This window comes from Streptococcus sp. CF7_Ac1-12 (genome assembly GCF_024295905.1).
Lineage (GTDB): Bacteria > Bacillota > Bacilli > Lactobacillales > Streptococcaceae > Streptococcus > Streptococcus mitis_AP.
In genome coordinates this window covers 124,565-151,428 of the sequence record NZ_JANCPG010000001.1, presented here as the reverse complement: position 1 = coordinate 151,428, position 26,864 = coordinate 124,565, and the positions used below count along the sequence as shown (strand labels likewise).

Below are 26,864 nucleotides of genomic sequence, written 5' to 3'. Positions count from 1 at the left end.
AAATCTGTTGCGATTTTCTTTTGTTTTAATTCCGAGAAAACGCTTGCATATTGTTTTACTACATGCTATACTGATATAGAAATTTATTGATTGGAGAATCATTATGAGAAAAACACCAGCTCAAACTGAGAAAAAAATGGTCTACAGCATCCGTTCCCTCAAAAATGGAACTGGTTCTGTCCTTATCGGCGCAAGTCTTGTCCTACTTGCCATGGCTACACCAACTATCTCAGCCAACGAAAGTACACCAACCACTAACGCAAGTAATAGTGAAACTACTACTGCCCTTGCCCAACCTCTTACTGATACAGCAACGAGCACTGGTAAGAAAGAAAGCGATTTTTCTTCGCCTGAAAATGCAAACGCTTCCCTAGAAAAAACAGAAGAAAAAGCTGCAACAGAGACAGCTACTCCTGCTGCAACCCCAGCCGATTCAGCACCACAAACCGGGCAAGATCGTTCAAACGACCCAACTACTTCTACGAGTCCAGTAACAACTGAAACGAAGGCAGAAGAGCCAATCGAAGACAACCACTTCCGTATCCATGTCAAAAAACTTCCTGAAGAAAACAAGGATAGTCAAGGACTATGGACTTGGGACGATGTTGAAAAACCATCTGAAAATTGGCCAAACGGAGCCTTATCCTTTAAGGATGCCAAAAAAGATGACTACGGCTATTACCTAGATGTCAAATTAAAGGGAGAACAAGCCAAGAAAATTAGCTTCCTTATCAACAATACAGCTGGGAAAAATCTAACCGGCGATAAATCGGTAGAAAAACTAGCACCAAAGATGAATGAGGCTTGGTTGGACCAAGATCACAAGGTTTTCTCTTACGAGCCACAACCTGCAGGAACTATTCGCGTCAACTACTATCGTACAGATGGCAACTATGACAAGAAATCTCTCTGGTACTGGGGAGATGTGAAAAATCCAAGTAGTGGTCAATGGCCTAACGGAACAGACTTTACGGCTACAGGCAAATACGGTCGCTATATCGATATTCCACTCAAAGATGCAGCTAAAGATCTTGGATTTTTATTACTAGACAGAAAGAAACAAGGAGACGATGTGAAAATCCGTAAAGAAGATTATAAGTTCACAGATTTGAAAAACCATAGCCAAATTTTCCTAAAAGACGATGACGAAACCATCTACACCAACCCATACTATGTCCATGATATCCGTATGACAGGTGCCCAACACGTAGGAACTTCTAGCATTGAAAGTAGTTTTTCAACACTAGTCGGTGCTAAAAAAGAGGATATCCTCAAGCACTCCAACATCACGAATCACCTAGGAGAAAAAGTAGCTATTACCGATGTCGCAATCGATGAGGCTGGTAAGAAAGTGACCTACAGCGGAGATTTCTCTGACACAAAACATCCTTATACCGTTAGCTACAACTCTGACAAATTCACTACCAAAACAAGCTGGCGCCTGAAAGATGAGACTTACAGCTATGATGGTAAACTTGGAGCTGACCTCAAAGAAGAAGGAAAACAGGTTGATTTAACTCTCTGGTCACCAAGTGCTGATAAGGTTTCTGTAGTTGTCTACGACAAGAATGACCCTGAAAAAGTGGTTGGAACTGTCGCTCTTGAAAAAGGGGAAAGAGGAACTTGGAAACAAACTCTAGATAGCACAAACAAACTCGGAATCACCGATTTCACTGGATACTATTATCAATACCAAATCGAGCGTCAAGGCAAAACTGTTCTTGCACTCGATCCTTACGCTAAGTCCCTCGCTGCTTGGAATAGCGACGATGCTAAGATTGACGATGCCCATAAAGTGGCTAAAGCCGCCTTTGTAGATCCAGCTAAACTCGGACCTCAAGACTTGACTTATGGTAAGATTCGCAACTTCAAATCGCGCGAAGACGCCGTTATCTACGAAGCTCATGTGCGTGACTTCACTTCAGATCCTGCCATTGCAAAAGACTTAACCAAACCATTTGGTACTTTTGAAGCCTTTATCGAAAAACTAGACTACCTCAAAGACTTAGGTGTGACCCACATCCAGCTCCTTCCCGTCTTGTCTTACTACTTTGTCAATGAATTGAAAAATCATGAACGCTTGTCTGACTATGCTTCAAGCAACAGCAACTACAACTGGGGATATGACCCTCAAAACTACTTCTCCTTGACTGGTATGTACTCAAGCGATCCTAAGAATCCAGAAAAACGAATCGCAGAATTTAAAAAACTCATCAACGAAATCCACAAACGTGGCATGGGAGCTATCCTTGATGTAGTGTATAACCATACAGCCAAAGTCGATCTCTTTGAAGATTTAGAGCCAAACTACTACCACTTTATGGATGCTGATGGGACACCTCGAACTAGCTTTGGTGGTGGACGCTTGGGGACAACCCACCATATGACCAAACGACTCCTAGTTGACTCTATCAAATATCTAGTTGATACCTACAAAGTGGATGGCTTCCGTTTCGATATGATGGGAGACCATGATGCGGCTTCTATCGAAGAAGCTTACAAGGCTGCACGCGCCCTCAATCCTAACCTCATCATGCTAGGTGAAGGTTGGAGAACCTATGCTGGTGATGAAAATATGCCTACTAAAGCTGCTGACCAAGATTGGATGAAACATACCGATACTGTCGCTGTCTTCTCAGATGACATCCGTAACAACCTCAAGTCTGGTTATCCAAACGAAGGTCAACCTGCCTTTATCACAGGTGGCAAGCGTGATATCAACACCATCTTTAAAAATCTCATTGCTCAACCAACCAACTTTGAAGCAGATAGTCCTGGAGATGTTATCCAATACATCGCAGCCCATGATAACTTGACCCTCTTTGACATCATCGCCCAGTCTATCAAAAAAGACCCAAGCAAGGCTGAGAATTATGCTGAAATTCACCGTCGTTTGCGACTTGGAAACCTCATGGTCTTGACAGCTCAAGGAACTCCGTTTATCCACTCTGGTCAAGAATATGGACGTACCAAACAATTCCGTGACCCAGCCTACAAGACTCCAGTAGCAGAGGACAAACAACCAAACAAATCTCACTTGTTGCGTGATAAGGATGGCAATCCATTTGACTATCCTTACTTCATCCATGACTCTTATGACTCTAGTGATGCTGTCAACAAATTTGACTGGACTAAAGCTACAGATGGCAAAGCTTTCCCTGAAAATGTCAAGAGCCGTGACTATATGAAAGGGTTGATTGCCCTTCGTCAATCTACAGATGCCTTCCGACTTAAGAGTCTCCAAGATATCAAAGACCGTGTCCACCTCATCACTGTCCCAGGTCAAAATGGTGTAGAAAAAGAGGATGTAGTGATTGGCTACCAAATCACTGCTCCAAATGGGGATATCTACGCAGTCTTTGTCAATGCGGACGAAAAAGCTCGCGAATTTAATTTGGGAACTGCCTTTGCCCACCTCAGAAATGCTGAAGTTTTGGCAGATGAAAACCAAGCAGGACCAGTAGGAATTGCCAACCCGAAAGGACTTGAGTGGACTGAAAAAGGCTTGAAATTGAATGCCCTTACAGCTACTGTTCTTCGAGTCTCTCAAAGCCGTCCAGCTATGAAAGATAAACCAGAATTTGACCTTTCAAATTCTAGACAAGAACAAGGTCAAGGTCAAGAGCACAGTACAAGCGATATTCCAAACCGATCAAACAAACCTGAACATCAAAATCCAGATCCAGCTCCACAAGCTAAACCTGATTCTACTAAACCGGATGCAAAAGTAGCTGATGCAGAAAATAAACCTAGCCAAGCTACAACTGATTCACAAGCTTCACAACCAACACAAGAAGCACAAGCATCATCTGTAAAAGAGGCGGTTCAAAACGAATCGGTAGAAAACTCTAGCAAGGAAAATAAACCTGCACCCCTAGCTAAACAAGCTGAACTTCCAAATACAGGAACTAAAAACGATAACAAACTCCTATTCGCAGGAATCAGCCTCCTTGCCCTTCTCGGTCTCGGATTCTTACTAAAAAACAAAAAAGAGAATTAAACTAGCCCTCCTATAGAAAAATCCTCCGAGCATTAATGCTCGGGGGATTATTTTTTGTACAATATTTGTAGTTATAATACATTTGATTAGTATTTTTTATTAAGCCTCTTTCATGGCAAAATAAGACCGTACTTTGGGAGCCACTTGCGTTCCGAAAAGTTCAATAGCTCTCAGAACCTGATTATGTGGCATAGAACCAAGCGGTAGATGGAGCATGAAGCGGTCCAAACCTAAATCCTCTATCATGCGAATCAATTTTTCTGCCACCTGTTCTGGATTGCCTACAAACATAGCACCATTTGGTCCGACCTGTTCAAGGTATTGTTCATAACGCAATTCCTGCCAGTGCGGACGGTCTTTGGAAATAGCATCCACCACTTGCTTGGTTGGATGGAAATAATCTTTCACCGCCTGCTCGCCATCTTCAACAATCCAACCCCAAGAATGAGCTCCCACTTTCAGGTCTTTTTCTGCATGACCGGCATCCCTACCGATCTCACGATAAGCCTGAATCAACTTTTTAAAATAACGAGGGTTACCACCAATAATGGCATAGACAATCGGTAGGCCTGCCTGAGCAATCTTCACTGTTGATTCGACATGACCACCTGTCGCTATCCACAAGGGTAATTTTTCCTGAACTGGACGAGGATAAACTTCTTGACCAGAGATTGTTTGAGTCAATCGCCCTTTCCAGTCTAGCCTTGTCTTTTCATTGACTAACTGGAGCAAGTCTAATTTCTCATCAAAAAGGGCTTCGTAGTCTTTCAAATCATATCCAAATAAAGGGAAAGATTCCGTGAAAGAACCCCTTCCAGCCATAATCTCCGCACGTCCATTTGACAAAGCATCGATAGTGGCATACTGTTGGAACAAACGAATAGGGTCCATGCTTGAGAGAATGCTGACTGCACTGGTCAAACGGATTTTCTTGGTATTGACTGCTCCAGCTGCCAGAACAATCTCTGGGGCTGATACCGCAAAGTCTTCCCGATGGTGCTCACCAATTCCATACACATCCAAACCAAGCTTGTCAGCCAGCTCAATCTCCGCCACCAACTGGCGAATTCGTTCAGCATGACTGTAAGTCTGCCCAGTCCTTTCAAGCGCCGTTGTTTCTCCAAATGTTGAAATTCCCAATTCTACCATTGTGATTCTCCTTGTCTACCTCTGTCCTTCAATTTGAAAAATTATTCTAACACGAATCTTGAGTACAAGCAACCGATTTGCTCACAAGAAAAAGCCTAGATACCTAGACTTTTTTAGTTTATTCTACCGTTACTGACTTAGCAAGGTTACGTGGTTTGTCCACATCAAGTCCACGGTGGAGTGTTGCGAAGTAAGCGACTAATTGCGTTGGCACGACCATTGAAATTGGTGAAAGGTAAGGGTGGACGGTCGTAAGAACGATGTCGTCTGTATCTTTGGCAACATTTTCTTCTGCAATAGTGAGGACTTTGGCACCACGGGCTGCCACCTCTTGGATATTTCCGCGAGTGTGGTTGGCAAGAACTGGATCTGACAAGAGGGCCAAGACAGGCGTTCCTTCTTCAATCAAGGCAATGGTTCCGTGCTTAAGTTCTCCTGCTGCAAAGCCTTCACACTGAATGTAAGAAATCTCTTTGAGTTTGAGACTTGCTTCCATGGCTACATAGTAATCTTGACCACGCCCGATGTAAAAGGCATTACGAGTTGTTTCAAGAAGCTCACGAACCTTGGCTTCGATGGTTTCTTTCTCTGAAAGAGTTGATTCGATAGACTGAGCTACGATTGACAACTCATGAACCAGGTCAAAGTCTTTCGCTTTGGCATTTCCATTTGCTTCTCCGACTGCTTTTGCAAGGAAGGCAAGGGCTGCAATTTGCGCTGTATAGGCCTTGGTTGATGCCACGGCAATTTCAGGACCTGCGTGAAGGAGCATGGTATGGTTGGCTTCACGTGAAAGGGTTGAACCTGGGACATTTGTCACTGTCAAGCTTGGGATTCCCATTTCATTAGCCTTAACCAAAACCTGACGACTATCCGCTGTTTCACCAGACTGGCTGATAAAGATGAAAAGTGGTTTCTTGCTGAGAAGTGGCATACCGTAGCCCCACTCAGAAGAGATTCCAAGTTCAACTGGTGTATCCGTCAATTCTTCCAACATCTTCTTCGAAGCAAATCCTGCGTGGTAAGATGTTCCAGCTGCAAGGATGTAAATACGGTCTGCGTCTTGAACAGCCTTGATAATAGCTGGATCTACGACAATTTGACCAGCCTCATCTGTGTAGGCTTGGATGAGTTTACGCATGACCGTTGGTTGCTCGTCGATTTCCTTGAGCATGTAGTAAGGATAAGTTCCCTTACCGATATCTGACAAGTCAAGTTCAGCAGTATAGCTAGCACGCTCACGACTATTGCCATCATAGTCTTGAACTTCCACACTATCAGCCTTAACGATAACCAACTCTTGGTCATGGATTTCCATGTATTGGTTGGTTTCACGAATCATAGCCATAGCGTCTGAGCAGACCATGTTATAGCCTTGTCCAAGACCAATCAAAAGTGGTGATTTATTCTTAGCCACGTAGATAACTTCAGGATCTTGTGAATCTACCAAGGCAAAGGCATAAGAACCACGGATGATGTGAAGAGCTTTTTTGAAAGCTTCAAGAACTGACAAGCCATCTTCTTCCACAAATTTTCCAATCAAGTGAACAGCGATTTCAGTATCTGTTTGTCCCTTAAAGTGGTGCCCAGCAAGGTATTCTTCCTTAATTTCAAGGTAGTTCTCAATCACCCCATTGTGAACCAAGACAAAACGTTCTGTCTCAGAGCGGTGTGGGTGAGCATTGTCCTCAGTTGGTTTCCCGTGAGTTGCCCAACGAGTATGTCCGATACCAGTCGTTCCCTCAACACCAACTGTCTTGGCAGACAATTCTGCGATACGGCCTACAGCCTTGACTAGATGGTTCTCAGCACCACCTAGGACAAAAATCCCCGCAGAATCATAACCACGGTATTCGAGCTTTTCAAGCCCTTGAATCAAAATATCAGTTGCATTTGTGTTTCCAACAACACCAACAATTCCACACATAGTATATACTACACAGACCAGCTGTGCTTTCTCCTTAAAATTGGTATAGTCTGATTCCTCTTTTATAGAATCAGCAAAAACAGTATATACTTGTTTCTTTCACTTGTCAAGAATAAAAATTGGTATAGTTGAAATTAAGCTCCTGTAAGTAAAAGCTCTGACCAATTAGGACAATCAGTCAGAGTCTTTTTTAAAATCCATTATTGTCGCTTAGTTCCTTGAACCAGTGCCCTGATTTCTTCAGACGGCGTTCTTGCGTTTCCAAGTCTAGTTCGACCAAACCATAGCGGTTTTTATAGCTGTTGAGCCATGACCAACAATCGATAAAAGTCCAAATTAAGTAGCCCTTACAATTGGCTCCGTCTTCAATGGCACGGTGCAGTTCACGAAGATGACCTTTTACAAAGTCAATACGATAATCATCTTGAATCATTCCATTCTCACGGAATTTTTCCTCTCCTTCAACACCCATACCATTTTCTGTCAACATCCATTCGATATTACCATAATTTTCCTTGATATTTTGGGCGATGTCATAAATCCCTTGCTCATAAATTTCCCAGCCACGGTGAGGATTGATTTTACGTCCAGGCATCACATAAGGCTCGTAAAAATGTTCTGGCAAGAGTGGACTCTCTGGATGTTTAGCAAATCGAGGTGCCATAACACGCAAAGGTTGATAGTAGTTGACACCGAGGAAGTCCACCGTATTATCACGAATGAGTTTCAACTCCTCCTCCGTAGTATCAGGTAAGAGACCGTGTTCATGCAAGATTTCTACCAACTCCTGTGGATAAGTCCCCAAAACAGACGGATCTAAGAAAGATTGGGCCTGAAAAAGATCCGCAATACGAGCAGCTTTGACATCAGCAGGATGCTGGCTACGTGGATAAGCCGGTGTCAAGTTGAGGACAATCCCAATTTTGGAATCAGGTAAGAGTTCATGACAGGCCTTGACCGCTAGACTGCTAGCTAATTGTGTGTGGTAGGCTACTTTAACCGCCGCTTCTGCATCCACCTTATGTGGATAATGTGCATCGTAGAAATAGCCAAATTCTACAGGAACGATAGGCTCATTAAAGGTAATCCATTGATCCACTAAATCTCCATAAGTCTCAAAACAGAAACGAGCATAGTCTTCATAGGCTGAGACAGTCGCCTTATTTTCCCAACCATCGCCATCCTCTTGAAGTGAAAAAGGCAAATCAAAGTGGTAGAGATTGACTAACAGACGAATCCCCTTAGCCTTAATAGCCTCAAAGACCTTACGATAGAAATCCACACCTTGAGGATTGACTTTTCCACAGCCTTGTGGAAAAATCCGTGACCACTGGATAGAAGTCCGAAAGGCCGTGTGACCAGTCTCTAACAAAAGCTCAATATCCTGTTCCCAATTTTCATAAAAAGTCGATGTCTTATCTGGACCAATCCCATTATAGTAACGATTTGGCTCCACTTGGTACCAGTAATCCCAGAGATTATCTCCCTTGCCGTCACCAGCTACACGCCCTTCTGTCTGCGGCCCAGAAGTGGAGGATCCCCAGACAAAATCCTTTGGAAATCTTAGCATATATTTACCTCTTTATCTAGTCATTTTTCCCATTATACAGAAAAAACAAGGTAAAAACTAGTTACATTTTTTCCTTGTTTTTCTTCTGATTATAGTTTTTATTTTTTGCTGAGGATTTCAAGCGTTTCAAGTAAATTATCTGCATGAACTTCGATAGTATCACCAGTCGCTTTAATCTTAACTTCTACGATGCCATCGGCCGCTTTTTTACCCACAGTGATGCGGATTGGAAGACCAATCAAGTCGCTATCGCTAAATTTAACACCGACACGTTCGTTACGATCGTCCGTTAAGACTTCGTAACCAGCTCCCATCAAGCTTGCTTCAAGTTTTTCTGTCAGAGCTTGTGCTTCTTCGTCCTTGACATTGACAGTAATCAAGTGCACATCAAATGGTGCCAATTCTTTAGGGAAATTGATTCCCCAAGCGTAACGGTATTCACCTTTTGGTGTTTTGTTAACAAAGAGGCGTGCGTGTTGCTCCATAACGGCTGAAAGGAGACGGCTAACACCGATACCGTAACATCCCATGATAATTGGTACAGCACGGCCATTTTCATCCAAGACATCTGCTCCCATGCTTGCTGAATAACGAGTACCGAGTTTAAAGATGTGACCAATTTCGATACCACGCGCAAAGTTAAGGACACCTTGTCCGTCTGGAGAAATTTCACCCTCACGAACTTCACGGATATCCACATATTCTGCAGTAAAGTCACGACCTGGGTTCACACCAGTCAAGTGATAGCCATCTTCGTTAGCACCCACAACTGCATTGCGAACATCTTGCACCTTACGGTCTGCGATGATTTTAACATTCTCTGGTAAACCAACTGGGCCAAGTGAACCAAATCCTGCTTGAACAAGATTCGCCACTTCTTCTTCGCTAGCAACGTCAAAGAAATCTGCTCCCAAGTGGTTCTTCAACTTAACTTCATTGAGTTGGTCATTTCCAACTAGAAGGGCCGCAACAAGCTCCCCATCTGCCATGTAGAAGAGGATTTTGATCGTTTGTTCTTCTGGAACGTTTAGGAAGGCTGCCACTTCATCGATTGATTTAACATCTGGCGTTGCAACACGAGTCACTTCCTCTTCAGCGACAACACGGTTGCTTGGTTTGTACTCGTTTGTTGCCATTTCCAAGTTGGCCGCATAGCTAGATTCACTTGAGTAGGCGATGGTATCTTCACCAGAGACCATCCATTTAAGCAATTCTGCCTTGATTTCTTCTTGCACCTCTGCAGGAATCTCATCAAATGAGGCAACTGACTTGTCCAAAACAACCCAGCGGTCAAGGTCTGTACGAGCAGGTGTAATGGCCATAAATTCTTGGCTGTCCTTACCACCCATGGCTCCACCGTCACCGATGATAGCCTTGAAGTCTAATCCACTACGAGTGAAAATACGCTCATAGGCAGCTTTGTACTCGTCATAAACACTGTCCAAACTATCATAGTTAGCGTGGAAGCTGTAAGCATCCTTCATGATGAACTCACGTGTACGGAGAAGTCCATTACGTGGACGTTTTTCATCTCGATACTTAGGTTGGATTTGGTAAAGGTTGAGTGGCAATTGCTTGTAAGACTTAACAGAATCACGAACAATAGCTGTAAAGGTTTCTTCGTGAGTTGGACCTAGGATAAAGTCTGATTTTTCACGGTTTTTTAGTTTGTAAAGGTCCTCACCATAAGTTTCGTAACGACCTGATTCGCGCCACAATTCTGCACTGAGAAGGGCAGGAGCCAACATCTCAACGGCACCAATCTTATCAAACTCTTGGCGCATGATGTTTTTGGCTTTTTCAATCACACGGTTGGCAAGTGGTAGATAAGAATAAACACCTGCAGATACTTGACGAACATAGCCAGCTCGCAACATAAGAGCATGACTGATAACTTGAGCATCGCTTGGCATTTCGCGAAGCGTTGGGATAGGCATTTTACTTTGTTTCATAATATTCCTCGATTATCTAAAAAAGAGTCGCATAATGTCATTCCAGGTCACAGCAATCATCAAGACAACCATGATGACCACTCCGGCCAAGGTGACATAGGTTTCAATTTCTTGTTTTAATGGTTTACGGCGGATAGCTTCTAGGATATTGAGAACAATCTTACCACCATCCAGAGCTGGAATCGGAATAAGATTAAAAATCCCGATATTAATGGAAATCATTGCCAAGAAGTACAAGACGTTTTCAATTCCATTTTTAGCAGCATCACTACTTTCCTTAAAGATGGCAACAGGTCCACCTAGCTTGTTCAAATCCGGTTGTAAAATCAGATTTTTCAAAGCCGATAGAATTCGGAGAGCTGAGTCAGCAGCGGTTGTGAAACCACCCACAAACATGGATAGAAAGTCCGACTTAATTCCCGGTTGAACACCTAGAAGGTAACGACCTTGATTTTCTTCAGGAGTAACAGTGACTTGCTTGTCTCTACCCTTTTCAGAAATAGTCACATCCAAGGTTGGGGCCGTCTTATCTTTAGTTTCTGCTTCCACAGCCTGGATCAAACTTTCCCAGTTGCTAATCTCATGTGAACCAATCTTGGTAATCTGAGCTGTCTCTGGTACTCCCACCTTAGCCAAGGCCCCTTGGGGCATAATATGGAACTGGTTGGTATCGACATCTCTGACACCACCCTGCATAAAGATTAAAATCCAAAAAACAACGACACCTAAGATAAAGTTGTTCATAGGACCTGCAAAGTTGGTAATCAGTTTGCCCCAGATAGTTGCATTTTGATATTGTACATCCAAGGGAGCAATCCGAACCTCAGTTCCATCTGCTTCCACAACCGTTGCATCGTGATTCACTGCAAATGTTTTTTCTTCTTCCAGAACCAAGCCCTTGATAAAGAGCTTGTCTTCAAAGTCAAACTGGGTCACCTGCATAGGGAGGGCCGTTTGATCCAATTTTTTACCTGAGAGATTGATGCGTTTAACCTTACCGTCATCAGTAAGCGTCAAACTGACAGGAGTCCCTGTCTTGATTTCAGTCGTATCATCACCCCAACCGGCCATACGAACATAGCCACCCAAAGGCAAGATTCGAATGGTATAGGCCGTTCCATCCTTACCAATATGAGAAAAGATTTTGGGTCCCATACCAATTGCAAATTCACGCACTAGAATTCCTGATTTCTTGGCAAAGTAGAAGTGTCCGAACTCGTGCACCACCACAATAATCCCGAAAACCAGAATAAAGGTTAAAATTCCGAGCATAGTATTTCCTCCGTCTTTTGATTAAAAGAGTCCAAATAAGTGCATGATTGGAAATACAAGCAACATACTATCGAAACGATCCAAAACACCACCATGTCCAGGGATAAATTTCCCAGAATCCTTAACACCAAAGTGACGCTTAATCGAACTTTCTAGTAAATCACCAAATTGTCCAGCTATGCTAAAGAAAATAGCAAAGACTGACATCTTGTAAATTCCATACGGAAGAGCAACTGTACTGTCAACTATCATAAAGATAATGGTTACTAAAATTGCTCCTAAAACACCGCCAAAGGCACCCTCAAGTGTTTTATTAGGCGATACCCTTGGTGCTAATTTTCGTTTCCCATAGTTCATCCCAGCAAGATAGGCACCACTGTCGGTCGCCCAGACGATACACAAAGCTAAGAGAGCCTTGTCCAAACCTGCAACACGAGCATCTAGTAAGGCATTAAATCCAAAGCCCACATAGAAACTCATAGCAAGAGGGAAAACAGCATCCTCAATCGTATAAGACTTGCTAAAAACAGTCGTTCCTAACATAATTGAAATCAACACACTATAGGCAACCACATTCCCATCAACTGGCAAAAAAGTCAGGTAATTCTCCAAGGGAATGGTCAGGGCAAAGGTTGCAAAGAGGGTCAAGAGCCCCTCCATAGTCATGGTCTCTAAACCTCTCATCTTCAAAAGTTCATGCATGGCTAGCATGGCTATAATTCCAATTGCTATCTGAAGCAAGAGTCCCCCAATCATCAAAATCGGTAGGAAAATAGCCAGGGCAATCCCTGCGAACAAGGTTCTTTTTTGTAAATCCTTTGTCATATCTCCTCCTAAACTCCTCCAAATCGGCGATGACGACGATTGTAGGCAAGAATGGCTTCCTGCAAGGCTACTTCGTCAAAGTCAGGCCACAAGGTATCTGTAAAATAGAGTTCACTATAGGCCCCCTGCCATGGAAGGAAATTACTCAAACGTAATTCTCCACTAGTACGGATAATCAAGTCCGGATCTCGTACATCCTTAGGCAAATGCTGGGTGAAGAGATAGTTGCCAATCAATTCCTCTGTGATGTCACCTGGGTTGATTTTGTCATCTAAAACATCCTGGGAAATCAACTTAAGCGCCTGTGTAATCTCAGCACGTCCACCATAGTTGAGGGCAAAATTAAGAATCAATCCTGTGTTGTTCTTAGTCAATTCCTCAGCCTTGGTTAAAGCTTCAAAGGTTTGCTTAGGCAGGCGATCTGTCTCCCCAATCATTTGAATCTTAACATTATTGGCATGCAATTCCGGGACATAATTGTCATAAAACTCTACTGGCAAGTTCATAATAAACTTGACTTCCTGATCTGGACGGGTCCAATTTTCCGTAGAAAAAGCATAGACCGTAATCACCTTGACGCCTAGCTTGTTGGCTGCCTTAGTCACAGTTTGCAATGCTTCCATACCCGCCTTGTGACCGAAGACCCGTGGTTGCATACGTTTTTTAGCCCAACGGCCATTCCCATCCATGATGATACCGATATGAGCAGGAACCTGGGTCGGAACCTCTACTTCCACAGCCTTATCTTTCTTAAAAAATCCAAACATGATCTTATTCCTATTCAAAAATCTATCGTTTCATTATACCATATTTCCCCATTTTCTTCTATCACTAAGCTATTTATACTCTTCGAAAATCTCTTCAAACCACGTCAGCTCTATCTGCAACCTCAAAACAGTGTTTTGAGCAACCTGCGGCTAGCTTCCTAGTTTGCACTTTGATTTTCATTGAGTATTATTCTCAGGCACCAAGCCCATTTTTCAAAAAAATAAGCCGCCTGATTGGGCGACTTTATTTTTTATAGGGAGATTATTATGAAAAAGTTTTAGGAGTTTAAGTTAAGGTCTTCTTAACTTATGAACTTAGTATACACTTCCTAGCTTAAAGTTTCCTTAAGTATTTTTAAAAATCAAATTTTTCCATTTCTCCTGCCACTTTTTCTTGGATAGACGTATTTGGTAAAGTTCCATTCGGTCTTCATTTTCTATGAAATGAGGAGTTGGACGAACTTGAAAATTCAAAATATCCTCGAGACCATAAGGAGTAAAGAGTTCTAAAGCGAATTCTTCATTCAAGCGCAGTCCAATCGCTGTACACCGTTCTGGATACTTACTCATAGCATCACGGGAACTGGTATAGGGAGCAGTATGAGGGCTATGCTGGTGCATATAGACCTGATTTTTCAATTCCCACTGATACTGAGGAAAGTCCTCTCGTAGCTTTTTCTCCAGTAATAAGGTTTCCTCATAAGAAAAATCTGGATCAAAGAAAATCACATCTACATCTGTTTCATGGTCAAAAGGGGGGGTGTCTGACAAGAGATTCCAGATGAAATTTCTGACAGAACCTGCTGCCAACCACGAGTCTTTCAGACCAAGATTTCGGATGATCGTCAAAATAGCCATCATATCCGGATTTTCTCTAAAAGCCTCTAGAATTTCTTGCTTATTTTTCACTGTATTCATAACCTAAATGCTCATATGCCTTAGCAGTCGCCACCCGTCCAGACCGCGTCCGCATGATAAAGCCTTTTTGGATGAGGTAGGGTTCGTACATGTCCTCCACCGTCTCACGCTCTTCAGCGATATTGACAGAAAGAGTTCCTAATCCGACAGGACCACCACCGTACATCTCAATCATGGTACGAAGGATTTTTTGATCCACATAGTCCAGACCTTCATGGTCAACATCCAGCATGGTCAAGGCCTTATCGGTAATAAGATCATCGATAACCCCATTCCCCATAATCTGAGCAAAATCGCGCACGCGCTTAAGGAGACGATTGGCAATACGGGGAGTTCCACGACTACGTAGAGCCAACTCAGACGCTGCCTCATGAGTGATTTCCATCTCAAAAATATCTGCCGTCCGCTCGACAATTTCCGTCAAGTCAGCATGGGCATAATACTCCATATGACCTGTAATCCCAAAACGTGCCCGTAAAGGATTGGAAAGCATGCCAGCCCGAGTCGTCGCACCAATCAAGGTAAAAGGTGGCAACTCCAAATGAACACTGCGACTGCCTTCACCAGCCCCAATCATGATATCAATGTAGAAGTCCTCCATAGCACTATAAAGCACCTCTTCCACTGACATAGGCAAGCGATGAATCTCATCAATAAAAAGGACATCCCCCGGTTCTAAGTCATTCAAAATCGCTACCAAATCACCGGCTTTTTCAATGACTGGACCCGAAGTCTGCTTGAGATTGACACCTAGTTCGTTGGCAATAACAAAAGCCATGGTCGTTTTTCCCAAGCCTGGAGGGCCAAATAAAAGCACATGATCCAGCGCTTCATCCCGCATTTTGGCAGCTTCTATAAAGATTTGAAGCTGGTCCTTAACCTTATCCTGCCCAATATATTCACGTAAATACTGAGGACGGAGTGTGCGTTCTACTAACTCCTCATCCCCCATTATCTCATTATCTAAAATTCTACTCATGGCTCTATTATATCAAAAATCCAAGCCACAAACAAAAAAGCCACTGGATTGGTGACTCCTAAGTTTAGCACGTATGTGGTATAATATCATACGGCACTTCTACACCGCCTGCGAAAGGAGGTGAGATAGCCCATGATGGATACAATACTTAAAACTATCATCGGACCAATTGTGGTCGGTGTCGTTCTTCGGATAGTCGATAAATGGCTAAACAAGGACAAATAGTGTCAAAAAGACCCCAAGCTTATTTGGACGTGAGCTTGGGGTCTTTTCTAGCCTATGATATAGACACAATACTTAATTCCCTTTTATTATCTCACAGTTCACGAATTTTGTCAAAGGTTTACATTCTCTTTAACCTCCGTACAACAATATGATGCACCACGCCTTGACAACCAAGAGCATTATTACAGCAGTTCTAACACTTCAATTCACAGACACTTGCAATCAAATTGAGGTTGAAGTAACTGAAGCGACAACAGACCTATTTCTTAGTCATATTCGCTAAAAAGTCCCCGACAAAACCTCAAAAAGTCCCCGACAATTCCCCGACAAAAATCCAAAAAATGCCGAAAAATATCGAAAAAGTATTTTTAGAATAGTCCCCAAAAGCCTGAAATAGAGCCAAAAAACTCCACCTGATTGGGTGGAGTTAAGGGAGATTATTATGAAAAAGAAAAGTTTAGGATTTTATTAAATAAAGTTAGGAGGTCTTTATTTAATAACTATATGATACAAGGCGAAGCTTAAAACTAGCTTAACTTTTCTCAAATTTTACTATTTTTTTGCAAAAAAACTCTATCACCATCACCTACCCACGAAAAAAGCCACCTGATTGGGTGACTTCATTAGGAGATTATGATGAAAAAAGTTTTAGGATTTCATTAAATAAAGTTAGGAGGTCTTTATTTAATGACTATATAATACTAGACTAGCCTTAAACTTTGCTTAAGAAAAAACAAGTTTTATTATTTTTCTCTGTTTATCCAAGTCATTCCTATACAATCATAGGTAGATAAGGCTTCAAAACCCAAAGAACGATAAAATCCCACGTTTTTTTCTGTCTGTTCTGTCACCAGCTGGACTTGATAAGCATCTTTGTAATCCTCTAAAGCCTCTTTCATCAAGAGACTACCAATCCCTTGACGCTGATAGATAGGTAAAACGATTAAATCCTGAACCAATACTGATGAGAATTCATCTCCAACCAAACGAATCAAGCCCACCACAGCATCACCATCAAGTGCCACATAAATCACTAATGAATGAGATAAGGCCTGCTCCAGCATCTGAGGTTGATTTGTATAATTTGTCCAACCGACAGCCTGATAGAGATGTAAAACATCTTCTAACTTGACAACATCTTGCTTTCTAACGCTAATCATATCATCACCTATTAGAGTTCTCTCAAGCTCTCGTACTGCCGTCCATTTTTATCAAAGTTTTCAGGACGCAACCATGTTTCCAAACGAGATTTGACTTGAGGCCAGTCCTTATCAATCATAGACAACCAATCCGTATCCCTTGTACGTCCCTTATAAACCACTGCCTGACGGAAGGTTCCTTCATAGACAAAGCCCAAACGTTCCGCAGCTCGTCTGGATGGCAGGTTAAAAGCATCGCATTTCCACTCATAGCGACGATAGTTGAGTTCTTCAAAGACATAGCGAGCTAGGAGATACTGGGCTTCTGTTCCTATCCGTGTCCCCTTGAGCACTGGAGAAAAAGTGACTGCTCCGACTTCTATTACTCGGTTATTCTGGTCAATGCGCATGAGAGAAAAAGTTCCCAAAGCCTTACCAGTCGCCTTGTCTATGATTACATAGTAAAAACGGTCCTTACGAGCCAACATCTGATTTAAAAGGGTAACCAGCTCCTCCATATCTGCCACTGGCTCCTGAAAAAGGTAGGTCCACATCTCCTGAGGCGTATCAGGGCCATAAACAGCTAGCAAATCCCTCGCATGCTTTTCCACTGAAAGAGCCTCTATTCGAGCATAACGCCCTTCTAAGAAATCAATAGAAGGCAGTGCACCGGGTGTATAACCCTCCATTGACTCACCAATCATCTGACCATATTCGTTTACTGGCATTTTTCTTCTCCTTGTTTTACGCTGAAAATACTATATCACAAATTGTTCTCTTTGGAAACTGGCACTGTCTTCAAGCTTCATCCTCAACACTATATTAGTGACCCGTTTTCTGTCTTTTATCCTCTAAGGCTTGATTAATTCGTTGGGTGAGTTTGTGAGTTTGCCAGATTTGATACAACCATATCAATCCATAAATTAACAAGAAAAAGAACCAAAGCAAGGGACTCCACAAGGCTGAACCCCAACCAAAAAATAGAGAGGTCAATACTAAAATAGTAGCTGTCACTAATAAATGAACTCCTACACGTATACTAAAAGCAAGAAACTCTAGCTTTTCAAGTATTAAAGTCAATACCCCCATAATTCCACCCATTAAAAACAGAGCTAGAATATTTTTTATCATTGGTTCAGGATAGGTAATACCTGGATAACACTGAGCTAATAACATCATACTCAAATAAAAGAAGGAAGCCGTGCGCATTCCCGATACAAAATAATCAATTAATCGTTTCATGATTTTCTCCTATAAACCTAAATAATTCATTAAGGACTTAACGTATTTCCGACTCACACTAGATTTGATGCCCCGAGTCATTTTAGCCATCATGTTCCCTGAAAAGCTATCTGATAACGATTCTAAGTGGTCAATGTTTATAATTGAATGGCGTGATATCTGTATAAAGTTACGCCGATTAATCCGATTCTGAAAGTTTATCAATGTTTCCTTAGTTTTATAAATCCCGTCTACCGTATAAATGGTTAACAAGTTCTTATCGATATCTGCTAGAATAAGATCCTCAATTTTCACCATAACCAGATGATCATCCGTTCGAATAGGAATGACCACCTGATTGGTCGTTGAAAATTGTTCTAAATACTCCATGACTTCCCTTGCTTGGTCGGTTAACTGAGCTGCCTGAATTACAATCTGTGGGTCCTTTTCTGAAAACTCTGCCTTCATTTCAAAACGAATCTTCATTTTCTCTCCAATATACCTTTATTTTCTCTTGCTAAACACTTTAACAAATAAAAGCCAAAGAAGAATAGCGACGAGACTGATAATAACCACTATAAAGTATGTCTCTTCCTTTGTCAATAGTTCTTGCCAGTTGATTTGGATTCCCATTTTTTCTTGAAATTCCTTTAACAATCTGCTATTTCCTGTAAATGCGGTCTCTAAGTACTCTTTCATTAAAATTTGTCGATAAAGAGAAGCAATATAAGTTGCAGGGGTACACTTCATGATAATCTGTGCAAAATCAGGTAAAACTCCAATAGGGACATAAGTTCCTACTAAAAATCCAGAAGCAGTTCCCACTATAGTTGCCAGTTTGCCAAGACTATCTACAGATTGAAAACGATAAATCAAGAGAATATTTATCAAACTTGAAAGCAGACTACTTAACAACATAATCAAAGCAATTTCCGGTAAATGACTGATAACTGGACTTTCTTTAAAATAAAGCCCCATAACAGCAAACATAAACACCTGCATGACAAAAGAGATGGCAATACTACTGATTAGATAGGACACCTGTAAACCCCAGCTACCTAAATCTGTCAAGAAGAGATCTTGATCCACTTGATTTTCACGATCCTGTACCATTTGTGTAAGAGCCGTAAAACTGGTTGTAATCCCAGTCACAGCCAAGGTCCCACCCATCAGCCAGTTATTTAAAAGGTTCGTATTATCAGGGAGTTGGGACCAAGCATCTGTCAAGTTCTTCTGCAAAAAAATGATATAAAGGAGGAAGGAAATCAATGCCCCCAATAATGAGAAAAATACTCCTGAACGATTACGAAAATATAAGATAAAATTCCGTTTCAATAAAGCTAACATTAGCGAACCTCTCTTCCTGTAAGTGCAATAAAGGCATCATCCATGGTACCTGGACGAAACTCAAAAGAATCAATTTCTTCTCGTACTTTTGCCAAATATTCAATAGCTTCCAGTGATGTCCTTGGATAAAAAAGATATTCCAACTCATTTTCTTCCTTTACTGTCATTCCAGTCTGTAGCAACTTTTCTAAATCCTTCATTTCCTTAAAACGAATTTTTAGGATATTAGATGCATACTGACTTTTAATAGCCGTCGCAGAACCTTGCGCAATCACTTTCCCATGATCAACGATATAGATCTGATCCGCTTCATCCGCTTCATCCAGATAATGAGTCGTTAAGATAATAGTCATCCCTTCATCCTTTTGTAGTCGAGACAGTAAATCCCAAATGGCTTTGCGAGTCTGAATATCTAGACCTGTCGTTGGTTCATCTAAGAAAAGAATATCTGGCTGTGAAAGAAGAGCACGCGCAATATCAACCCTACGTTTTTGCCCACCTGACAAAGTCCCATATAGTTGTTTCTGGAAAGCAGTCAAACCCAGTTGATGGATCAAATCATCCACACGACTTGCTGCAATCTCCTTATACTGTTGAGCACGAATCGTAAGATTTTCCCTAACCGTCAACATCTCATCCAGTACACTAGCTTGAAAAACAACTCCGATTTTCGTATTTGGCGCATATCGAATCTGACCTTTTGTAGGCTTTTTCAAACCGATTAACATGGAAATGGTGGTTGATTTTCCTGCACCATTGGGACCCAAAATAGCATTAAAACTCCCTTTTTCAAACTCTAACTGAATATCGTCAACAGCCATATGATTACCGTACCATTTGCTCAAATGTTTAGCTTGTAAAATCATATTTCTTCCCTCCTTTTATCTCACTAGTTTAACAAAAAGTATGAAAGAAAAATCGACTTTCGAGATAAGTGGTTAAAATGAGAGATTAAGTGGTAAGATGCTGGAAACAGAATTATATTTTTCATTCAAAAAATCCCCCAGATTCTACTCTGAAGGATTCCTATCTTATTTCACAACGATATTGACGAGTTTAGTTAGCTCAGACAGTCTGAGTTTGAAACCAACAAATAAATTGGTTACTTCGTTACAATATTAACGAGTTTATTCGGCACCGCAATCACTTTCACGATTTCCTTACCGTCAATCTCTGCTTTGACTTTTTCATCCGCTAGAGCAATTTCTTGCAATTCTTCGCGTGATAGGTCTTTAGCGACCATGAGTTTGGCACGAACTTTTCCTTTGATTTGGACAACGATTTCGATTTCGTCTTCAACCAATTTGCTTTCGTCCCATGTTGGCCAAGCGACATAAGAAATTGATTCACCTGTTGCTGCCACTGTTTGCCAGAGTTCTTCTGCCAAGTGAGGCGCAAATGGGGCGATCAATTGGATAAAGCCTTTAGCGTAGTCCACATAGAGCTTGTCTTCCTTGTTAGCGGCGTTGACAAAGACCATGAGTTGGGCAATAGCTGTGTTGAATTTCATAGACTCGATTTGCTCTGTGACAGATTTGACTGTTTCATTGTAGACCTTGTCAAGAGCGCCATTGTTTTCCGCAACGATTTCCTTAATCGTAATCAAACGGTAAACACGGTCTAGGAATTTACGGCTTCCTTCCAGACCTTCTTCAGACCAAGCGATTGAAGCATCAAGTGGGCCCATGAACATTTCATAGACACGAAGAGTATCGGCACCGTATTGTTCCACTACGTCATCTGGGTTGACAACGTTCTTAAGAGATTTAGACATCTTGGCTGGTGCTTGCTCCAACTCTTCCCCTGTTTCCACATGGAAGAAAGAACCGTCACGTTTTTCAACCTTATCAGTCGCCACAAGAGCCCCACGGTGGTCACGGTAGCTTGTTCCCAAAATCATGCCTTGGTTAAAGAGTTTTTGGAATGGCTCTTTTGTTGGAACAACACCAAGGTCGTAAAGGAATTTGTGCCAGAAACGAGCATAAAGCAAGTGAAGAACGGCATGCTCTGCTCCACCCACGTAGATATCTACCGGCAACCATTGTTTGAGGAGGTCCTCATCGGCCAATTTCTCAGTGTTATGTGGGTCAATATAGCGGAGGTAATACCAGCTTGAACCAGCCCATTGTGGCATGGTGTTTGTTTCACGACGACCCTTGACACCATCTTCACGAGTCACTTCAAGCCAGTCTGTCAAGTTAGCTAGTGGACTTTCTCCAGTACCTGAAGGACGGATATCCTTGGTTACAGGCAAGACAAGTGGCAATTCACTTTCAGGAACAGCTGTTGAAGTTCCATCTTCCCAATGAATGATTGGAATTGGTTCACCCCAGTAACGTTGACGGCTAAAGAGCCAGTCGCGAAGACGGTAGGTCACCTTCTCCTGACCACAGCCTTTTTCTTCCAACCAAGCCACAATCTTAGCAATAGCAGCTTCTTTGTTCAATCCATCTAGGAAGTCTGAATTAACATGAAGTCCATCTTCTGTGTAGGCAGCTTCTTCAACGTTTCCACCTTCAAGCACTTCTACGATTGGAAGGTCAAATTGTTTGGCAAATTCCCAGTCACGTTGGTCGTGGGCAGGAACAGCCATTACCGCACCTGTTCCATAACTAGCAAGAACATAGTCTGCAATCCAGATTGGAATTTCCTTGCCGTTTACAGGGTTGATGGCATAAGCACCAGTCCAAACTCCTGTTTTTTCTTTAGCAAGATCTGTACGAGCCAAGTCTGATTTCAGACTAGCTTGGTGTTTGTAGTCTGCTACAGCCTCTGCTTGCTCTGGGCTTGTGATAGCGTCAACCAAGTCATGCTCAGGAGCCAAGACAGTGAAAGTCGCACCGAAAAGGGTGTCAGGACGAGTGGTAAAGACTGTGAATTCCTTGTCTGTTCCCTTAACTTTGAAGGTTACATTGGCGCCAGTTGATTTCCCAATCCAGTTGCGTTGCATGTCCTTGATAGACTCTGGCCAATCCAACTCATCCAAGTCGTTGAGCAAGCGTTCTGCATAAGCCGTGATTTTAAGCATCCATTGACGCATCGGTTTGCGGATAACTGGATAACCTCCACGCTCAGAAGTTCCGTCAGGAAGGACTTCTTCGTTGGCGATGGCTGTTCCCAACTCTTCAACCCAGTTTACTGGCACTTTCGCTTCATAGGCCAAGCCTTTTTCGTAAAGCTTAGTGAAAATCCATTGTGTCCACTTGTAGTAATTTGGATCTGTGGTATTGACTTCACGATCCCAGTCGTAAGAAAATCCAAGCGCATTGATTTGGCGTTTGAAGTTGGCAATGTTTTCAGCTGTAAATTCTGCTGGGTCATTACCAGTATCCATAGCGTATTGCTCTGCAGGCAAACCAAAAGCATCCCATCCCATTGGATGAAGGACATTGTAGCCTTGCGCACGTTTGTAACGGCTGAGGATATCGGTTGCAGTATAACCTTCTGGGTGTCCTACGTGCAGACCTGCTCCAGACGGATAAGGGAACATATCAAGAGCATAAAACTTCGGTTTTAATGCATCTGTTCCTGTCTTAAATGTATGATGTTCTGCCCAGTAGCCCTGCCACTTAGGCTCAATTTCTTTATGATTGTAAAAACTCATGGTCTCTCTCCAATTTTGTGATGTTACTATTATACCATTTTTGAGGGAATTTGGTCTCGTTCTATTCTATACTTTTCTATTTTACCTTGCTCTAGAATTTTTAAACTGCTATACTTATAACAGAAAACCCTTCCAAGGAGGTAGCGGATGTCTCATTCTTTTAAAAAATCTCTCCAAAAAGAAATTCTCCATAGAAGCTCTATAGCAGCCTTTGTGACCTCTCTTTTACTACTCATTTTACTTTTTGGTTTTTCCTATTTTTTACAAAAGCAACAACTCTCCAAAGATACGAGACAGATTGTCAAACAGGTTCAAGAAATGAAAGAAGCAAATAATGAGCTCCTGACTACTATGAACCATAAAATGATTCCTGGATTTTTGGATGGTAAACACACAGAGCGAGAAGTCTTTAGCTTATTTTACGAGACAAAAGCTAAATTAAAACTTAGTTCTGACCTCATTATCCTAAGTGATACAGGTGAATTACTATTCAGTACCAATCGAAATCACCAAGAAAGTATTTTATCACCCTACTATCTAAAACTGCTCATTCAAAATCCTTCTCAAGATAAAGTGACAGAAAAAATTGCACTCTCTTCAGACAAACAACATTACGCGCTCTTTATCAAACCACTACTTAAAAACCAACGAGTTATAGCCTATACGATCGTTTTCGTAAATGAGAATGACTTTATCTCCAGTTTTCCAATTATAAATTCCAAATACATCATTACCGATAGCTTTGGAAATATATTCTCTAACAATACAAATCAGTTTACTCTTTCCACTCTTGAAAAATTTGATGAAAAACTCCTACACTCTCGCACCCACTGGTATGCGAATGAACCGCTTATTGTTCAAAAAGAAAAAGTCGGTGCTATTTTTTCAATCTATACTTTTCAATCCTTTTTTCCCATTCCTAGCTTACTTGGTCTAGCCTCCATTCTCACCTTATGTATATTCTTCCTCTACTTCTGGCAAGCAAGGCGAATTGCTCATAAGATTGCCACACACAATGCTGTTCCTATTGAAAGTTTGGTTTACCAACTTCAAGAAATTCCTAAACAAGCAGAAAAAAGGCTTTCTCTACAAACAGGTGATGAGTTTGAGTTTATGGCAGAAAAAATCAACAATATGTTGTACGAATTAGATCAACTTCATCAAAAAATGCTAACCATAGAAAAAGAAAAGTGGATTTTTGAAAGAAAAATGCTGGAAGCTCAGTTCAATCCTCATTTTCTCTACAATACACTTGAAACGATTAAAATCACTTCTTTAATGGATGCAGCTCTCACACAAGACCTGATTCAAAATCTCACGCGCATTCTTCGCTACAGTATCACCGATTTAGAAAAAGAAACAACCATTTGCCAAGATTTAAAGATTATAGAAGATTACCTTATGATTCATAAGATTCGTTTCGAGCACTTCTCCTATGATATTGTCTGCCCAAAAACTGTTGATAATCAGCCTATACCTAAGCTTTTCTTGCTTCCTCTCGTAGAAAATGCTATAAAATATGGGATGCAATACCGTATTGATCTTCATATTGATATCCAAATTACCTTGGAAGCAGATTCTCTGACTTTTTTAGTCAAGGATAATGCTGGAGGACTCACAAAACAAGAGAGACTCGCTATTTTAGACTCTTTAGAAAGCCCTCATACCCAGCATGGCATCGTTAACAGCTATAAACGATTGAGCAATTTCTTTTCTGATGTCCAGCTAGATTTAGGAGTCAATCGCCAAGGAGAAACTTGGGTCAAATTTATAACGAAAGGACTAACTCATGTTTAAGCTCATTATCGTAGAAGACGAACACCTCATTCGAAAATGGCTAGAGATTGCCGTAGACTACTCTGCCTTAGGTATCCAAGTCGTAGGAACTGCCAGTCACGGTCAAGAGGGAATGAAACTCATCCAAGAAAAAGAACCTCATATTGTCTTAACAGACATCACAATGCCAATTATGGATGCTTTTATGATGTTTGAAGCCACTCGTACTCTCTCCTATGAAAAAGTTATCTTATCAGGTTATAACGATTTTCAAAATGCTAAAAAAGCCATGCAATATGGGGCAGTTGATTTCTTATCCAAACCAATTGATACCAAGGAGTTGACAGAATGTCTTCAAAAAATTATTTTGCGATTACAAGTTAGCACTCGTCAAGAAACTACTTTTTTAAAAGAATATCAAACTTTACTCACCTCTATCCAACAAATTGATACACAAAACCAAATCATTCAGCAAATTCTTGAATTTGTGCACCAACACTACTGTATGCACTTTACCATTTCTAGCATTGCAGAGAATCTAGGGTATAGCGAAAGTTATCTATATAAGGTTATCAAAGAAGACTTCCCAATGACGCTAAATGAATATATCTTACGCTACCGCCTCAAGCAAGCTATAGATAAAATGGCTGAGTCCCCTAGTTCTCCCTTAAGCGATATCTCTGAACAAGTTGGATTTTCAGACTATAAATATTTTGCCAAAGTTTTTAAAAAGTATCTCCATATTTCTCCAAAAGAATTAAAACTCATGGATAAAAACCATTGATGTAAACGGATTGCTCAACTCAGGCAATCTTTTTATTTTGTACTTATACTAGAGCAAACTAGGAAACTCGCTACAAGCTGCTCAAATCTTAGCTTTGAAATCACAGATAAAATGACATGCTTTGAAGAGAATTGCCATCGAAATCCCAGTTACAATGTACCCATCCTTGCTCGAGATACCCATTTCCTATTTCCCATTTTAGATTTCTTTAAGGTTTTTATTATATCCTGTAGGACTCTACAATTTAAAAACATTAATAATCTAGGTAGAGAAAATGTTCGTAAAAAAGGAGATACTTATGAAAAAAATACTATTCTTTCTCTATTTTAGCTGGATATTCCTTTCTTTATCAGGATGTTCTTCTCCTATAGAAGCGGAAACTAGCTCTGAAAAAGATTCAGATAACACTTTGGTTGTCTACTCGCCTAACCCTGAAGACCTTATCGAAGAGACAATACCTGCCTTCGAAGAAAAATATGGTATTAAGGTTGATTTAGTACAAGCCAGCACGGGTGAATTGTTCAAAAAAGCTGAGGCCGAAAAAGAATCCCCAGTAGCCGATGTCATTTTCGGAGGCTCCTACGCTCTCTTCTCTTCTAACGAAAAACTTTTTGAACCTTATATTTCTCAAGAGAACGACCAGATAATCCCTGAATATCAAAATAAAACAGGTTTCTACACACCTTACACACTTGATGTCAGTGTCATCATTGCCAATTCAGCCCTTACAAAAGATATTAAAATTGAAGGCTACAATGATCTGCTCAACCCTAAATTAAAAGGAAAAATGGCTACTGCTGATCCAAGTAACGCATCTAGCGCCTTTGCACAATTAACAAACATGCTTGTAGATCAAGGTGGATACGAAAATGAACAAGCTTGGACCTATGTGAAAAATCTATTTACTCTAGTAGATGGAAAAATTGCATCTAGCTCTTCAAATGTTTACAAAGCTGTCGCCGATGGGGAAATGGCTGTTGGACTCACCTATGAAGACCCTGCCTTAAAACTCTTAAATGATGGAGTTGATGTAAAAGTCATTTATCCAAAAGAAGGAACCGTCTTTTTACCTGGTAACGCGGCTATCGTCAAAAATGCCAAACATATGGAAAACGCTAAGAAATTTATCGATTTCCTCCTTTCTCAAGAAATCCAAGATAAGCTAGGAACTGAAACTACAATTAGACCTATTCGTAAAAATGCTAAAACCAATAAAAATATGAAGGCTATGACAGAAATCAATGTTGCCACTGAAGATTCAGATTATGTCATCAAGAACAAATCTGCTATTCTTAAAAAGTACAATGACATTTTTACAGATATCCAATCTAAAAAATAAAATTTGACTTAACAGTGATTAACTGTCAAACCCTGCTATAAAATCAAAAGATTACTTCCGTTTTTGTAGA

The 26,864-nt window shown here is 41.2% G+C and carries 22 protein-coding genes; 6 read left to right on the top strand and 16 right to left on the bottom strand.

Annotated elements, in window-relative coordinates; genetic code table 11:
* Positions 1–103: 103 nt before the first annotated feature.
* Positions 104–4,000 (top strand): pullulanase, encoded by a 3,897-nt coding sequence (locus NMM17_RS00820; protein WP_001232752.1) that lies wholly within the window; start codon positions 104–106, stop codon positions 3,998–4,000.
* A 99-nt stretch (positions 4,001–4,099) separates the two neighbouring features.
* On the opposite strand, the gene NMM17_RS00815 is transcribed toward NMM17_RS00820, so the two are convergent.
* The 9 genes from NMM17_RS00815 to ruvB all read right to left on the bottom strand — a co-directional run bounded on the left by NMM17_RS00815 (position 4,100) and on the right by ruvB (position 15,359).
* Positions 4,100–5,149 (bottom strand): LLM class flavin-dependent oxidoreductase, encoded by a 1,050-nt coding sequence (locus NMM17_RS00815; protein WP_254753649.1) that lies wholly within the window; start codon positions 5,147–5,149, stop codon positions 4,100–4,102.
* Between the two features lie 118 nt (positions 5,150–5,267).
* Positions 5,268–7,076, bottom strand: a complete 1,809-nt coding sequence (gene glmS / locus NMM17_RS00810) for a glutamine--fructose-6-phosphate transaminase (isomerizing) (protein WP_254753648.1) — start codon at positions 7,074–7,076, stop codon at positions 5,268–5,270.
* Between the two features lie 190 nt (positions 7,077–7,266).
* Positions 7,267–8,646, bottom strand: a complete 1,380-nt coding sequence (bglA, locus tag NMM17_RS00805) for a 6-phospho-beta-glucosidase (protein WP_254753647.1) — start codon at positions 8,644–8,646, stop codon at positions 7,267–7,269.
* Between the two features lie 98 nt (positions 8,647–8,744).
* Positions 8,745–10,598, bottom strand: a complete 1,854-nt coding sequence (locus tag NMM17_RS00800) for a proline--tRNA ligase (RefSeq protein WP_203175581.1) — start codon at positions 10,596–10,598, stop codon at positions 8,745–8,747.
* A 12-nt stretch (positions 10,599–10,610) separates the two neighbouring features.
* Positions 10,611–11,870, bottom strand: coding sequence for an RIP metalloprotease RseP (gene rseP / locus NMM17_RS00795; RefSeq protein WP_254753646.1), 1,260 nt, complete (start codon positions 11,868–11,870; stop codon positions 10,611–10,613).
* Between the two features lie 21 nt (positions 11,871–11,891).
* Positions 11,892–12,695, bottom strand: a complete 804-nt coding sequence (locus NMM17_RS00790; RefSeq protein WP_101785506.1) for a phosphatidate cytidylyltransferase — start codon at positions 12,693–12,695, stop codon at positions 11,892–11,894.
* An 8-nt stretch (positions 12,696–12,703) separates the two neighbouring features.
* Positions 12,704–13,462 carry an isoprenyl transferase gene (locus NMM17_RS00785; RefSeq protein ID WP_101785508.1) on the bottom strand — a complete coding sequence of 253 codons (759 nt, stop codon included), beginning with the start codon at positions 13,460–13,462 and terminating at the stop codon, positions 12,704–12,706.
* A gap of 345 nt (positions 13,463–13,807) precedes the next feature.
* On the bottom strand, positions 13,808–14,380 hold the full coding sequence (locus tag NMM17_RS00780; RefSeq protein ID WP_254753645.1) for a nucleotidyltransferase family protein: 573 nt from the start codon (positions 14,378–14,380) through the stop codon (positions 13,808–13,810).
* A complete protein-coding gene (ruvB, locus tag NMM17_RS00775; protein ID WP_004239104.1) occupies positions 14,361–15,359 on the bottom strand; it encodes a Holliday junction branch migration DNA helicase RuvB in 999 nt (332 codons plus the stop codon). The genes NMM17_RS00780 and ruvB overlap by 20 nt, the downstream gene beginning before the upstream one ends.
* 132 nt (positions 15,360–15,491) lie before the next feature.
* Here ruvB and NMM17_RS00770 point away from each other — a divergent pair, with 132 nt between their 5' ends.
* Entirely contained in the window at positions 15,492–15,584 is a 93-nt protein-coding gene (locus NMM17_RS00770) for a type I toxin-antitoxin system Fst family toxin (RefSeq protein ID WP_000969508.1), read from the top strand.
* A gap of 148 nt (positions 15,585–15,732) precedes the next feature.
* Positions 15,733–15,867: a hypothetical protein gene (locus NMM17_RS09620; RefSeq protein WP_302850805.1), complete on the top strand. Its 135-nt coding sequence runs from the start codon at positions 15,733–15,735 to the stop codon at positions 15,865–15,867.
* 460 nt (positions 15,868–16,327) lie between these two features.
* Here NMM17_RS09620 and NMM17_RS00765 read toward each other — a convergent pair whose 3' ends face one another.
* The 7 genes from NMM17_RS00765 to leuS form a co-directional block, all read right to left on the bottom strand.
* A complete protein-coding gene (locus NMM17_RS00765; protein WP_254753644.1) occupies positions 16,328–16,744 on the bottom strand; it encodes a GNAT family N-acetyltransferase in 417 nt (138 codons plus the stop codon).
* Positions 16,745–16,755: 11 nt separating this feature from the next.
* Positions 16,756–17,451, bottom strand: a complete 696-nt coding sequence (locus tag NMM17_RS00760) for a GNAT family N-acetyltransferase (protein ID WP_254753643.1) — start codon at positions 17,449–17,451, stop codon at positions 16,756–16,758.
* Between the two features lie 94 nt (positions 17,452–17,545).
* Positions 17,546–17,965, bottom strand: a complete 420-nt coding sequence (locus NMM17_RS00755; protein WP_004255183.1) for a DUF3021 domain-containing protein — start codon at positions 17,963–17,965, stop codon at positions 17,546–17,548.
* A 9-nt stretch (positions 17,966–17,974) separates the two neighbouring features.
* Positions 17,975–18,430 (bottom strand): LytTR family DNA-binding domain-containing protein, encoded by a 456-nt coding sequence (locus NMM17_RS00750; RefSeq protein WP_004255178.1) that lies wholly within the window; start codon positions 18,428–18,430, stop codon positions 17,975–17,977.
* An 18-nt stretch (positions 18,431–18,448) separates the two neighbouring features.
* Complete coding sequence (locus tag NMM17_RS00745; RefSeq protein WP_000880493.1) at positions 18,449–19,291, bottom strand: ABC transporter permease; 843 nt, start codon at positions 19,289–19,291, stop codon at positions 18,449–18,451.
* Complete coding sequence (locus NMM17_RS00740; protein WP_004255174.1) at positions 19,291–20,157, bottom strand: ABC transporter ATP-binding protein; 867 nt, start codon at positions 20,155–20,157, stop codon at positions 19,291–19,293. Before NMM17_RS00740 ends, NMM17_RS00745 begins: the two co-directional genes overlap by 1 nt.
* Positions 20,158–20,393: 236 nt before the next feature.
* Positions 20,394–22,895, bottom strand: a complete 2,502-nt coding sequence (gene leuS / locus NMM17_RS00735) for a leucine--tRNA ligase (protein ID WP_153192653.1) — start codon at positions 22,893–22,895, stop codon at positions 20,394–20,396.
* Between the two features lie 147 nt (positions 22,896–23,042).
* Between leuS and NMM17_RS00730 the strand changes: the two genes are divergently transcribed.
* The 3 genes from NMM17_RS00730 (at position 23,043) to NMM17_RS00720 (ending at position 26,794) form a co-directional block, all read left to right on the top strand.
* Complete coding sequence (locus NMM17_RS00730) at positions 23,043–24,692, top strand: sensor histidine kinase (protein ID WP_368406687.1); 1,650 nt, start codon at positions 23,043–23,045, stop codon at positions 24,690–24,692.
* Positions 24,685–25,455, top strand: a complete 771-nt coding sequence (locus NMM17_RS00725) for a response regulator (RefSeq protein ID WP_153192657.1) — start codon at positions 24,685–24,687, stop codon at positions 25,453–25,455. The genes NMM17_RS00730 and NMM17_RS00725 overlap by 8 nt, the downstream gene beginning before the upstream one ends.
* A 298-nt stretch (positions 25,456–25,753) precedes the next feature.
* Positions 25,754–26,794: an ABC transporter substrate-binding protein gene (locus tag NMM17_RS00720; RefSeq protein ID WP_153192659.1), complete on the top strand. Its 1,041-nt coding sequence runs from the start codon at positions 25,754–25,756 to the stop codon at positions 26,792–26,794.
* Positions 26,795–26,864: the final 70 nt, after the last annotated feature.